Origin of the sequence: Allorhizocola rhizosphaerae, assembly GCF_003426775.1 — a bacterium.
GTDB classification, from domain to species: domain Bacteria; phylum Actinomycetota; class Actinomycetes; order Mycobacteriales; family Micromonosporaceae; genus Allorhizocola; species Allorhizocola rhizosphaerae.
The window spans coordinates 25,148-39,493 of sequence record NZ_QJUG01000009.1 but is presented as its reverse complement, the minus strand read 5'-3'; the positions used below and the strand labels follow the sequence as shown (position 1 = coordinate 39,493).

Sequence of the window (14,346 nt, the reverse complement as noted above, 5' to 3'; positions counted from 1 at the left end):
GGCGCAGTCTCGGCATCATGAACCTCAAACTCGCGCGCACCGCAACGGCTCTCGCCGTCTTCGTCGCCGTGCTCTCACCCGCCACGAGCGCATCAGCCGACGGCGAAGTCGACGGCCCCTGGTACATCGTGCACAGCGCCAGCGGCCGCTGCCTCGACTCCCCTGCCGAGTGGGGCGGCGTCAACGGCACGCCCATGCAGCTTTGGGACTGCTATCCGCCCACCCAGTACAACCAGATGTGGCGGCGGCGCTGGCGCAGTCTCACCTCCTTCGAGCTCATCAACGTGGCCAGCGGTCGCTGCCTCGACGCTCCGGCCGAGTTCGCGGGCGGCGACGGCACGAAAATCCAGGTGTGGGACTGCTATCCGCCGAACCAGACCAACCAAATGTGGCGCCTGATGGCCGGCGGACGGCTGCAGAACGTCGGATTCTCCAAGGTGATCCAGCCCGATCCCGGCCGCCAGAACCAGAACGGGACCTGGCTCCAAAGCTGGAACCTGGACACCTCCAACTTCAACCAGGTGTGGCAGCTCAGATCATTCTCGTGAGTTCCCGCGCGAACCGCATCACCTCGTCGACCTGCGCGGGACGGCGTATAGCTCCCGCAATCCGACGATGGCCGAAAACATGGCATTCTATTCGGTACCGGGCGAGCCTCACCCGATCGACATCGCTCGCGTGGAGTTCGTCCTTGCCGCCCTCGGCGTTACCGCGCCCGCGCAGACCGGGGCCACCACCCCGCTCCGTCTATTGGACACCGCTGTCCGTCCGGCGAGGCCCTTCGGTACCTCCGGCTAACCAGGCAAGCGACGTTGCGCGGGCTGTCCAATCCGGACAGCCCGCGCAACGCGCAACAGCTCGTCGATCTGGGCCAGTGTCGCGTGGGCCAGGTAGCCACCGGTAAAGCGCGGGTCGCGGGTCACCTCGGGGCCGGGTGCGGGCGGCTGCTCGCCCTCCCCCAGCTCGATCTCGGCGAGCACGAGCCCGGCCAGCGCATCGTGGAATTCGTCCACGGTAATGGCCCTGGTCTTCTGTCAGAAGGCGCCAGCCACGAAGCAGACGTCCACGCGGGCTCACACCTTCGGCGAGGGGCATCGTTCGTCTGCTGATCGGGTTCCCGCGCCTCAGCCGGGCGGGCGGACGCGGGCCAGGTCGCTGCCGAAGCCGACGATAAGATCGCCGTCGGCGGTCACGGTCATGGTGCTCGGCACGGTGGGCAGGAGCATGCGCGGGCAAAGGTCGTGACCTGTGTGGAGGTCGGTCAGGGAGACCGTTGCGTCGGCGCGGCCTATGAACGCGGCCGGCCATGTTCGCGGCGCGAGCGTGGTGATCTCGGCGTCACCGGGGATACCGGGCCCGATCCGCTGGCCGGAAAGGTGCCAGACGCGCACGGTGCGGGGTGCGGTTCGGGAATGGGCGGCGACGATGTGCGGGCCGGCGATGGCCAGGGCGACATCGTCGCCGGCCGTAGAGATGACGGTCGGTGGCGCCGCCAGATCGTCCAATGTGTACACTGCCATGGGTTGGCTGTAGGAGGTCAGCACCGCAAGCGGTCGCCCCTCGACGATCCCGGTCGCGAACCCGGTGAGCTTGGATTCAACGTTCGTGAGGGTCTCGGCGAGCAGGACACCGTCGTGGGGCCGCCAGATCTTGAGCATTCCGTCGGGACCGTAGCTCACCAAGGCATCGCCGCCCGGCAGCGCGATCCGGGAGAGCCAGTGCACAACGTTGGGGTGCGCGTCGATGGGCGGGCCGTATGGCTCACCCGTGGTCAGGTTCCATCGCCGCAAATTGCTGTCGCTAGCGTGTCGCGCACCCGCGCCCTGTGCCGCGATGATGTCGTCACCTTCGCGCCACGCTGCCAGCGCCCGCGTGCTTTCGACGCCTGTGGCCAGCGGTTGGGCAAGCACATGCCCATCGCCGGCGTGCCGCGCCACGATGGTGCCGCCCTCGTCGGCGCTGACCACGATGCCATCGGGCTTGGCCACCACGACCCGGCTGACGCGCTGCTCGTGCCCGAGCGCACGGACCAGCGGCTGGTCGAGATCCCACAGTGCCACCACGCCATCTCGTGGCGACGCGGTCACCAGGTGGTCGCGATCCTGCCACCTGACGGCCTGTACCAGGCAGCCCGCGACCGTGCCGGCAATCGGTGAGACGTCCTGCTGCGACGTGCCCAGGTTCCATAGGTGCACACGCCACCGTGTCGGCACGGCGAGCCTCCCAGCCATCACCGCCAGCGGCGGGTGAGGCCCACGAAGCGAGGCTATCTCCATCACCGCATCCGGGTGCGCAGCCATGTGGGCGGTGATGGCAGGGGCGATCTGCGCACCAGCGGACAGATCTATGGTAGCGATCCGATGAGCCTCGTCCATCATCGTCGCGCAGTCCCGACCGTCCACTCTCGACAGCGCGACGCTTCGCAAGCGCAGACATTCACTCGGTACTGGCAAAGAAGAAGACCGACCGCTGGCGATCTCCCACAGCGACAGGCCGTCGTCGCCCAGCAGGACCACGGCTCGCCCATCGGAGAGCCGGCCGGCACACATCGCGCACGCGTGGCCCGTGCCCGGAACCTCCACCGGCTCACCGGACGGGAGCGAGAAACATCGGACCCGGCAGTTGGCGTCCCGGGTCACCGCCCACGCTTCGCGACCGGACTCCACAACGTCGAGCTTCTCCACGTCATGGTCGCCCGCTTCCCATGTCTTGCGTAGCGTGCCATCTGCCGCTCCCCAAAGCCGCAGCCGCCCGCCTTCGTGCCCTGAGACCAGAGCATGATCCGCGGACATCGTCGCAAACGACAGGCTCCGGACGGGCTCGTCGCACGGCAACTCGCGCAACTGGCCCGAGAGCAGATCGCCGACAAGCAGCCGAGCAGGGGAACCGCGCTCCTCAACACCGACCGCCACCCACGGCCTCTGTTCCACGACCCCGAAGGCAACCGCGGTCACCGGTCCCACGTGCAGCTTCAGCTCCAGCCTGGGATCCAGGTCGGTCCCGGTCGCCCAGTCCACCCGCCACGGCGGTGGCACCCCGGGATCCAAGCCAGCCCGCACGGCGTCGAGGTAGAGCAACTGCCGCCGATCGGCGTCACTCAACCCCAGCCGGCCGGACACGGACCCCGAGGCGCCATCCATCCGCATGAGAACCTTTCTACAGTGGTAGCCAGTCTGGCTTTTCGCGGTAGTGCCAAGCACGCTCGAGGGGCGCGGGCAGCCCATGCCGCCTAAAGGCATCTCGCGCGATTTGCTCCAGCGGCTTGAACCCGGGCACATTGTGCGGCAGGTAGTGACCGGACAGGTTGGTGAACTTGTCAATCAGACCATTGGCGTTCACATGGAACGTTCCGGCCATGTGAACGGGCCTTTCGCGCGACAGACTCGTGTGTCCGGCGCCGAACCTACCGTACGTATCCATGATGTCGTCGTGCTGCGCACGGAGCTTGCCGTTCTTCATCACCACGAAGGTGTAGTCGCCCTCCCTCAGCGGTTCCCCACGCTTGATCCAAGAGCCGTTGGGCATCCTCGGCTGAGACGTGGTGTCCATGTCCGGATGCCGGCCGATCTTCCAGTCCCACGCTCCGCCACAGTTGTGCACGAGAACGGGCGTGGTCCCGGCCACCACATAATACGTGTGCAGGTCGGCGACGGTCAGATCGCGCATCACGCTCTGCCCGGAGAAGCTGACGACCGAGACGACCTCGAGCTTCTCGCCGGTCGGCGCGGAGAGCTTGACCCCGGACTTGAGATCGGCCGCGTTGACCCACTTCTTGGCTGAGGCGTCCCAGAACGGATGGTGCTGCGTGGTCTTCAGGGTGAAGGTGGCCCGCGTGGCCAGGTCTCGAACGGTCAGGTTGGTCAGGTCGATGTCGTTGTTCTTGTGCAGGGCGGTGACGGGCTTGACCTGGGTGCGCCCGGTCGTAGGATCGGCCGCCAGCACCTTGTCCCCCAGGGCAACCTCCCCGATCGGCTTGGTCGTGCCGTTGCCCATCAGGACCGGCGTCTTGGGATCGAAGCTGTGGCAGCTTTCCCTGCTGAAGGCGTTGCGCACCTTGCCGGCCAGGTTGCCGCCGAGGTTGCGGAACCCGCCGGCGATGTTTGCGCCCTCGCCCTTGAACGCGTTCCAGGCGCCGCTGACGGCGGCCTTGCCGCCCATACCGTTCCAGAGCGCGCCGACGCCCTTGCTCAGCGCCGCGCCGGCCATCGAGCCCAGACCGCCGGTGATGCCGCCGAACAGGGCTCCGACGGCGACGTTGCCCACCAGGTCCCAGCCGCGTTTGCCTTGCATGTAGCCGGTGACGAACGAGCCGGCGGCTCCGGCGAGGGCGCCGCAGGCGACAGCGCCGACGCCGGTCCAGCCGATCAGTGCGCCGCAGCCGATGCCGACGACCGCGCCGACCACGAAACCGGCGATCTCGGCCTTATGTTCCTCGATCCAGTTCTTGGTCTTTTCGTAGGCGTCCTTGATCGCGTTGACGTGCGCCTCGACGTACTTCTTGCCCGCCTCCGCCACCGCTTTCGCGGCCGCCTTGGTGACCTCGGCCGCGCGTTTGGCGCCCTCGATGACGGCTTGCTTGGCCCGGTGATACGCCTGCTTGACCGACTCCTTGTGCTGGTTGAACTTGTGGACCACAAAGTTCTTGGCCCGGTTGACCGTGCTGGAGACCTTCTCGCCGACCCAGTTGGCGGCCTGCTGGACCTTGTCCTTGACCCAGTTGTAGGCCGACGAGGCGTAGTTCCAGGCGCTCGATGCCCAGCTGGACACCGTGGAGGTGACCTTGTTCCAGGTGTTGGAGACGGCGTTGGTGACCTTGCTGACCGCGTTGGACACGGCTTTGATCGGGTTCCAGCCCCAGTGCCCGGTGGGGTCGGTGACGGTGAGCGGGTTGCCGTCGCCGTAGGCGTAGCGGTTGGCCCGGATCGACTGCGGCCGTGGCGAGACGCTCATGGTGTCGCGTGAGGAGAACTGCGCCGTGGCCGGGTTGTACCAACGGGCGTGCATGTTCACCCGGGACGTCGTGGGGTCGGTCCAGCCGGACTGGTACCCGAGGTTGCCCAGCATGCCTGACGCCGTCAGCACGTTGCCGAACGGGTCGTAGGCGCGCGATCCGGTCAGGGCCGTCGCGGTGGAGGTGAACTGCCCGGCCACGTCGTCGTGCAGGTCGGTCCACGCCCACTGCCCGGCGCCGGTGCCCTGCTTGACGCCGCTGAGGTCGCCATCGGCATCCCGGCTGTAGAGCGCCGTCCCATCGGAGGCCGGGGTGTTTCCGGTACCGGAATAGGAGAAGACCGCCCCCGAGGACGCCGTCAGAACGCGGCCGGCGCCGTCATAGGTGTAGCTTTGCGTGCCCTGGGTGATCTGCTGACCGTAGGCGTCGAATGTGGACGGTGTGGTCACCGTTCCTTCCGTGGTACCGGTCAGAGTTCCGCGGGCGGAATAGGTGTAGGTGGTGTTGCCATCCCAGATGAGCCGGTTGCGGGAGTCGTAGGTGAAGGTCCGGCTGCCCATCTTGGTGCGGTTGCCCGAGGCGTCGTATTCGTAGGTGGTGCCGTTCCACGAGATGAGGCGGTTGGCCCTGTCGTAGTCGTAGGTGTTGGCGGCGGCCCCGGCGAACCCGGTCGTGGTCTTCGATGTCAGGTTGCCGTTGAGGTCGTAACCGTAGTCGATGGAGGCGATCGGCGTGGTGTCGGGCCGAGCGAGGGTGTCGGTGTCCAGGCGGCGCAGGCCGTCGTAGGTGAAGGCGCGCTTGTTGCCGGATGCGCCGTACGTGATCGACGTGACCTGGTTCAGGTTGTTGTAGGCGTACGTGGCAGTCTCCGCAGTGAGCGGATCGGCCACTGTGGACAGTCGCCCGGCGTTGTCGTGGCTGTAGGTGGCCGTGCCGGCCGCGTCGGTGCGTGTGGCCATGCGCCCATCACCGGTCCAGCCAAACGACGACGCCCCCGCCGCACCGGACGTGGAGGTGAGCAATCCACGGTCGTTGTAGGACAGTGTGGTGGTGTTGCTGCCCTCGGTCACCGAGGTGAGGCGGCCGCCCGTGTCGTAGCCGAAGCTGCGCGCCGCGGTCGGCGCGTCCGCGCCCGCGCCTGTCTGCCCGGTAAGTCGGCCGATGTTGTTGTAGGCGTTGGTGACCGTGACCCCGCCGGGCTCGTTGCGGGTGACGGCCTGGCCGGCGGCGTCGTAGATCGTGGTGAAGGTCGCGCCGTCGGGCTCGATTTCCGACTCGGGCAGACCCCACGCATTGTAGGTTGTGACGAACTTGTTGTTGCGGCCGTCGGTGAACCGGGTCGGCCGCCCGGCGATGTCGTAGCCGAACGAGGTCGTGATGGACTCGTTCGCCGACACCGGCTCCACCATCCCGGTGACAAGTCCGGTGGCGTCGTAGGTGAACGTTGTCGTGTTGCCCCGGGCGTCCGTTGTGGACAGCGCGTTGCCGTTGCCATCGTAGGTCACCGACGTGGCCGCCAGCTCGGTACCGGCCGGGCTCAGCCGCCGCTGGGCGATCGGTCGGCTCGCCAGGTCAAAGGTGATGGCCTGCTTGGCGTTGTCGGGGTCGATCGTCTCGGTCTTGCGGCCCAGCGCGTCATAGGTGAACCGCACCGGGTTGCCCGCTCCGTCGGTCACCTTGGTGACTTCGCCGGCCGCGTTGTATTCGTACGCGGTGGGGTTGCGGCCGGGCGGTGTCACCGACTGCACCCAGCCCGCGGTGTGGTAGCCATACGTGGTCGTGTAGGCCGCCGCGGGCGAACGCTCCACCTGTGTCGTGGTCAGCTTGCGGCCCATGAAGTCGTAGGTCACCTCGGACCGGGCGCCGTTCGGGTCGGTCGCCGACAGCACTTCACCGTTCAACGTGTAGGTGTACTTCGTCTCCCCGCCATTCGGCGCCGTCGTCTTGGCCAGGCGGCCCAGCTGGTCGTACACATACGTCGTCTCGTGCAGTAGCGGATCGATCGTCTTCGTCACGTGCCCGACGCCGTCATACTCCGTTTTGGACACTGGGTTGATGGGTGTGGACGAGCCGGGCGGCGTATACGACGGCAGGCGCACCTCGGTCGCCTGCCCCACCGCGTCGCGGACGGTCGTGGTCACCCGGCCCTTGGCGTCGCGCGCCTCGGTCACCTCGCCAAAGGTGTTGTACCCGACGGTCTGCATGGGCACCGCGACCACCGGTGCTCCGCCGTTCTCCTCGGTGGATACCGAAGGCGAGGTGGTCACCGTGGCGTGCCCGGCAGCGTCATACTCGAACCTGGTGATGCTGCCGTTGGGATCGGTCTGCGCCGTGGTCAGACCCAGCCGATCCAGCTGCCATGAGGTACGCACCGCAGGCCCCGCCGTGGGTGCGGTCCCGTTGAAGACGGCGGCGACCTCCGACGCCGACAGCGCCCGCTGGTATGCCTGGACGTCGTCGATCGCACCCTTGAAGCGCTGACCGCCGATCTCGCCGATGGTAAACGACCCGGTACCGCGCCAACCGCTGAAGTTGTTGATGGTGGATGCCTGGGCCACACCGTTCACGTACAGGGTGATCTTCTGCGCCTCGACGTCATAGACCGCGGCCAGGTGGGTCCACGTGTTGACCGCCGGAGGCGCGTCGGAGGCGGCGACCAAGCTCGTCCCCGGATCGGTCTTGGCCGTGACCGCAGCCCACCTGCCGAAGAACGACGAGTACTCCAGGTTGATGGCCGGCCGGTTGGCTCCCCACTGCGCGGCGATGATCCGCGTCCCGGCCGTGTCGTCAAGCTTCGCCCACGCCGAGATGGTGTAGCTCTGCGAGGTGTCGATGACCGGTCCAGCGGTCGTTATCTGCTGCGCCGTCCCATCGAACACCGCGCTCCCGCCACGCTCCGCCGACCATGTGACACCGCCGGTAACGGTGCCCGAGCTGTTGCCGAAGGAGTCGGACGGGTTGCCGTCCAGCTTCCACCGAGCCGCCAGGCCACCCGAGCCGGTGGCCGACACCGCCTGTGCTGTTCGCTGCCCGGTCAGGTCATATGCGGTATCGACGTATTGCGCCACGCCGGCCCCGAAGGTCTTGGCCGTCAGGACGGTGTCGTCATCGCCGTAGGTGAACTCGGTCGTGCGGGCCAGGCCCGCAGGATCCAGGATCTGCGTGCTTACCCGGGAAGCCGCGTCGACGGCGAACGTTTCCCGGGTGGTGCCGTTGTTGGTCACTTTCTCGATCACATTGCCAGCAGCGTCGTACACATTGGACTCCGCGACGAAGGTCGCCGACGTCGTCGGGTTTTTGCGGGTGACCGAAGCGACAAGTCCGTTGTCGGTGTAGGTGTACAGCGTTTGCCAGCCCATGGCGTCGGTCACCGAGCCCAGCCGCCCGGCGGGATCGTATGCGCGCGACTCGAGGACCAGGTCGGTTGGCGCCGAGGGGTCATTGGGGTCACCCGTCCAGCCTGTCAGCGTGGTCTTCACGAGCTGGCCCGGCGCGTCGTATTCGTAGGCGAGCGTGGTGCCCGTTGGGTCGGTCTCGGTCACCTTGTTGCCGTAGAGGTCGTAGGTGAACGACCGGGTCTTGTTCAGCGCGTCCGTCGTCGTTTCCAGCTGGCCGAGTGCGTTGTAGGTGTTGCTCGCGGTGCGGGTGGCATCCCCACCAGTGGTGTCCGCGACCATTTGCGACACGGTGTTGCCGTCGTCGTCATAGCCCATCGTGGTGACGGCGGTGTGTGTCGCCCCGCTGACCCGGTTGACCACGGCCGGCTCGGTTTGGGTCAGCACCCGGTTCAGCTTGTCGTAGGTAAACGTCATGGCCTGATCGCCGCCGGGAGCCTTCACCGTCTTCTTCGTCAGGCGGCCCAGCGTGTCGTACTCGTACAGCGTCTCCAGCCTGGCCGGATCGGCGGTCATCACCACGTCGCCGGTCGCCGAGTAGTCCGTGCGCTGCGCGGCGCCGCCCGGCGAAAGGACCTGAACCGGCAGTCCGGCCGGCACTGCGGTGGCACCGGCCCCGGTCACCGTCTTGATCGTTGTCCACGTGGTGGCATCGTTGGACGCCTGGATCTGGTAGTCCTTGCCGTAGGAGCTGTTCCACAGCAGCCGTACCCGGCTGATCGTCTTGACGGCGGCCAGGTCCACGTAGATCCATTCGGCGTCCGTCGACGCGCTCGCCCAGCGGGTCAACGGATTGCCATCGGTCGCGCCGGTGACCGAAAGCGTGCTCGTCGAAGCGGACGCCGGGCGGTCGAGGGCGAGGTTTCCCCCGCTCGGACCGAAGACCTGGAACTCGCGCAGCGAGTAGTTCACGATGGTGCCGCGCAGGGTGCCCAGGACGCGCACATAGCGGCCCGAGCCCGAAAGCCCGGTGTGGTCGTGCGGGATGTAGTCGCCGGCCGTGGTGTAGTCGGTGCGGGTGACCCGGCCCAGCGGATCGGTCACCGAGGTCAGGTTTCCCTGCGCGTCATACGCGCTCGTTGTCAGGTAGGTGTTGTCGGTGGCCGACGCGGACCGTCCATCCCGGACAGTCAACGGCACGTCGTTACGCGGATCGGGGGTCAGGTTCTTCGTCGTGGCGTCCGGATAGTACGTCATGTAGACGGTGGAACACTTGTTCTCCGAACGGTCCTGGCAGGTGGTCTTGGCAATCACATTCCCGCGGACGTCGTGCTCCTCGACGGTCATGTTGCCGTTGGGGTCGGTGGTTGTGTGCAGGAACCCGCCCGCGTCATAGCCGTAACTGGTGATGCCGCCGCGCGCGTCGGCCTGCCGCACCTGACGCCCACCGTTGGTCAGATCGTAAATGTAAGTGGTGACGTGTGGCAGATCCTGTTGACGCCCAACGGACCAGACCTGAGCACCGGTGCCGTTGTTGATAGTGACCACACCGTAGGGCTGTAGTGACGCCACGTTGCCCGACTGCCCCGAGGTGCCCGAGGACCACAGGGCGACGCTGCGTGTGCTGTCCTGGTAGATGACCATGTTGCCATCCGCCTGGAACACGAGCACCGCGTTGGGTTTGCCGAAGGTTCCGGTGTCCCAGGTGGGCGCGCCGGTGTCCTGACGGTAGAGCACGAGGTTGCCGTCGCCCTGGAAGATGAGCCTCATCCCGTTGGCGGTCCAGGTCTTGCTTTGCGAGGCGTTGTAGCTCGTGCTGTCGAAGCCTCCGATGGCGGTCGCGGGTGCCAGCGGGTCGGCGACACGAATCGACTTGACTGGCACGCCCGCGCCGGCGCCGCCGTTGGCTGCCTTGTCGCGGGCCTCGAACTGGGCCTTGATCTGCTCGGGCGACAGCACCCGCTGATACGTCGCGACCTCGGCCAGCCTGCCGCGCCATCCATCGGTGTAGCCGCCGTTCCACTTCAACCTGCTTATCAGAAGCGGTCCGGCAGCCTTCCACAGCACCGAAGCGGTGCCCGTGGACTCGAGTTGACCATTGACGTAGAGCTTCACCGCCTTGGTGGCGGCGTCCACCGTCGCGGCCAGATGTGTCCAGGTGTTCAGCGCAGCAGTGGATGTGGAGAGCACACCGGGGCACGGCGGATTGTCCACGTCACCATCGCAAACCGTCATCCGCCACCGGTCCGCGGCGTTGTCATATCCGAACCGGAACGGCGAGCCGCGGACCGCGTCTACCGCTACAACCTGCCGGTTGCCGGCCTTCTCGGATAGATATACCCACGCCGACAGCGAGTATGACTTGGATGTATCGATGGATGCGCCGGAGCCGGTCATGTAGCCGCCAGTGAACGCGGCGGCCCGTTCACCGAGTGGGCCGGTGTTGGAGTCGCTGAAGGTGACCCCGGAGAAGGTGCCGGTGACCCCGTTCACCTCGTTCTTGGGCTCCACCAGCCGGAAGTAGTCGGCGGGCGCGGCAGCAAGCACGGCCGAGGTGTGCACCGCGCTCGTGCCGCTGATCGCCGGCGGGCTGATGGTCCAGACACCGTTGTTGCCGTCGGTCAGCTTCTTGACGATCCCGGAGACCGCGTCGTATTCGACCGTCGCGGTGACGCCGCCCGAGGGCCGTTTCACCTTCGTCATCGGTTTGGCCACCGCGGTGCCCGCGTTCCACATCGCCGCCGCCTGAGCGCCGGTCACCGGCCGGTCCCAGAACGCGAACTCGGCGATCGAACCGTTGAACCAGCCCACCGTGCCCGAGGTCGACGGCCACAGGTCCCACTTGCCCGCGCCCAGGTGCATGTTGTTCGCCCACGCGAGGTCCGCCGTCGCGCCGGTCACCGTCCCGACCAGTACTCCGTCGAGCCACATCTGCTGCTGGGCTCCCGAGGACGCCAGCACCACATGATGCCACGCATTGTTGGTCACGGTGCCGCTCGACGTGATCGGTGACCCGGCCCCACCCGGCCAGAACTCCCCACGCAGCCTGCCATCCGTGCCGATATACAGCGCCGGGCACCACAGCGCCGCACTGGTATCGGTCACCGGCTTGTCCTGATAGGACAACAACACACCAGGCGCCGACGTCTTGAACCACATCGACACCGACTGCACCGAGCGCTTCATCGCCACCTTCGGCTGCGAGAAGTCCACATAGGAACTCGTGCCGTTGAACGAGGCTGCGGTGGGCGGGGTCCAGCCCGTCGCGCCGGGCAGCGGCCCGGCCACCGCTCCCAGGCCCACATTCGCATAGGTGCCGGTGGCCGTGTCGGTGTTGTCAGTCACCGAGCTCACCGCCGCCGCCGATCCGGCCGGCTCGTTCAGCCGCCAGTACGTGTGCGGCTGCGCATCCAGCACCGCCGTCGGATACAGCGAGTTGTTCCCGTATTCGTACACGTGGCAAGCCGTCGCCGAGGTCGGCGGGCACACCTTCGACAACAGCCCGGAAGTGTGGGTGTAACTCCACGTGTCACCGGCCTCGTTGGCCACCGTCGCCACGTTGGATCCCGACCAGGTCAGGTTCAGCTTACGACCTGACGCGCCCGTCATCTGCGTGACCTTGCCCGACGTGTAAGTCAGCGTCAGCGTGCGACCGGCCGCGTCGGCGACGCCGGTCAACCCGTACACCCCAGCGGTCTTGGCCACGGTGAACGTGTACTTGGTGCCCTCCTTGTCCACCAGCTCATAGCCGCCCGTCACCAGCCGCAGCGTCGAAAACCGTCCCGAAGGAGACGCGAAGGTGCCATCGTTGTTACGCCCGAACGTCACATCCTGCCCAGTCGGGTAGGTGATGGTGACCGCCCGCGGCACGCTCGCCCCGGCATCGGTTACCTCGCTGGCCTTGGCGTCCAAAATGGACGACCAGCCGAGCCCGAACGCCTGCCCGGTGCGGGCATCACGCGAGTTGTACGCCCGGGAAATCGCCAAAGCCGGACCCACCCCCGGCACCTGCGCATCCACCGCCGCCGTGGTGTAGTTGCCCACCTGCGGCGAGAAACCCTTGTCCGGGTTCTGCGACAGACCCGACGTGATCGGAGCCTGCGGCACCGTGGTCGTCAGCACATTCATCGTCTGCGTCGAGGACACCGCGTTGCCGTCGGAGACCAGCACCGTCCAGCTGTACGTCTTGGACCACGACAGCACACCGGCCGGCACCGTGTAGCTACGCGACGACGTCATGCCCGTGTCGACAATCGGCGTGGTCGGCGTGGCACTCGACGGATCGAACACCAGGAACTGATACGTCAGCGGCTTCGGGTACCCATCCGAGTCACTGGCGACCGCCATCAACTCCGGCGTCAACGTCGGCGACGCATAGCCATGCGTCGGATACTGCCCCGACACCAGCGGAGCCGCGTTCGGCGCATAATCGATGTTCATCCGCGGCGCGTAGCTGGTGTTCACCGACGAAAACTTGATCCAGTCACCGTGATGGTTGAGGTCGGTCCGCAACTCCAGCCCGTGATTGGTCGACACGCCGCCGGTCCACTCGTTGAGCACCTGCAATCCGGTGCCGTGGAACGGCAGCGTCCACCACTCGTTCTGCGAGGCGTTGTTCGGATCGTTGTTGGTCGTGCACACCGAGGCCGCCGGGTCGAAACTCCCCCGCGCCATCTCCCGGTTCAGCGAAGGCTGATTGTGGTAGCGCACCGTGTTGGGCGACCACGCCGACGTGATCTCCCAGATACCGACGTTGGCCCACTGCCCGCAGTTGCCCGACCAGTACACCCGGATCTGGATGTTCGCCGACGTGATCTTCTGACCCAGGTAGGTCGACGAGAAAGCGGGGAACTTGAACAGGCTCCACGCGATGATGCTCGAATCCTCCGGTGACTGCCCGGACTTGAGCTGGGTCTCACCCGACACGTCGGTGTTGACGGTCCCCTGCTGGACATACGTCGTCGCGCTGACCATCACCGTGGTCGGGTCGACCTTCACCGGCCACTTGCGGGCCGGATCGGCCAGCCACGCCTTGTCGGCCGTGACTTTCAACGCCGCCTTGCCCTTCACCGAGATCAGCTCATAGGACACGGCCCGCGATGTCTTGGCGTCACCCGAGACCGGGTGCACGTTGGAATCCTCCATGAACCCCGCGGGGATTCGCGCCACGGTCGCTCCCGCACCGTCCTGAAGCGACACTCCACCGTTCTCGTCAAGGGCCGGCGTCAACCCGCGCAAGTCAAGCTCGAACACCCACGACGACGGCGCTTGCGCCGTGTGCAGAACCAGCGTCTCCTTCAAACCCGAGTGAAACGCATCCAGCACCACATCCGTGTCCGGCAACACGTCCGCGTACGTCGCCGTCGTCCCGGACACCACCGGATCCGGCAACGACGCCCCCGCGAGCGTCCAGCCGATCGACCGGCCCCCAGCGAACACCATCCGGCCCAGCTCCGCCTGACCCCGCTCCACACCCACACGCCGCTGCGCCGCCGAAATGCCCGCCACCGACATCTGCAACGAGTTGGCGGCCACCCGCCACCCGCCCGACGCATCGCGTACCAACCGCGAGTCAATCGGCTGCCACGACCCATCGGCGGCACGGAAATTCACCGGCGCCGCCGACACCACACGCGTGTGCGAACCATCGACATTGGCGTACATGTCCGACATCGCATCCGAGTCGGCAGCGATTCGCCGCGACGTCGCCGCGTCAAAGCCCTTGCGCACCGGGGCCGTCCAATCCGGACGGCTCTGCTGCGACAGCGGCTGCGCCGCGTCGAGCGCCCCCGAAGTCTTGACAGGCGCGCGACCATTGCCGCCCTTCGCGCTGGTGTCCGCAGTGGACGCCGCGCCATCGCCATGACCACCACCGCGTCCCTGCACCGGCGTGGCCGGCCGCGGCTCCACGATGCTCGCCCACGCCGCCCGCACGCTCAACAGCGCGGGCATGAGCGGAAAGGAGCTGGAAGCCGGCTTCGTCAGACCCAAGGGCAGGGCCACCGTCGCAACGAAAGCCGACACGAAGAGCACACAAAAACGCCGATACCAGCCAGACAT

Annotated in this window: 4 protein-coding genes; 1 reads left to right on the top strand and 3 read right to left on the bottom strand. The window is 66.9% G+C overall.

Annotated elements, in window-relative coordinates; translation table 11 throughout:
- Positions 1-17: 17 nt before the first annotated feature.
- Positions 18-548 (top strand): RICIN domain-containing protein, encoded by a 531-nt coding sequence (locus DM816_RS03190; RefSeq protein WP_117208536.1) that lies wholly within the window; start codon positions 18-20, stop codon positions 546-548.
- 246 nt (positions 549-794) lie between these two features.
- Here the strand turns inward: DM816_RS03190 and DM816_RS03185 are convergent, their stop codons facing one another.
- The 3 genes from DM816_RS03185 to DM816_RS03175 form a co-directional block, all read right to left on the bottom strand.
- Complete coding sequence (locus tag DM816_RS03185) at positions 795-1,013, bottom strand: CYTH domain-containing protein (protein ID WP_117208535.1); 219 nt, start codon at positions 1,011-1,013, stop codon at positions 795-797.
- 111 nt (positions 1,014-1,124) lie between these two features.
- On the bottom strand, positions 1,125-3,140 hold the full coding sequence (locus DM816_RS03180; RefSeq protein WP_211588525.1) for a WD40 repeat domain-containing protein: 2,016 nt from the start codon (positions 3,138-3,140) through the stop codon (positions 1,125-1,127).
- A gap of 16 nt (positions 3,141-3,156) precedes the next feature.
- Positions 3,157-14,310 (bottom strand): LamG-like jellyroll fold domain-containing protein, encoded by an 11,154-nt coding sequence (locus DM816_RS03175; protein ID WP_162907046.1) that lies wholly within the window; start codon positions 14,308-14,310, stop codon positions 3,157-3,159.
- Positions 14,311-14,346: the final 36 nt, after the last annotated feature.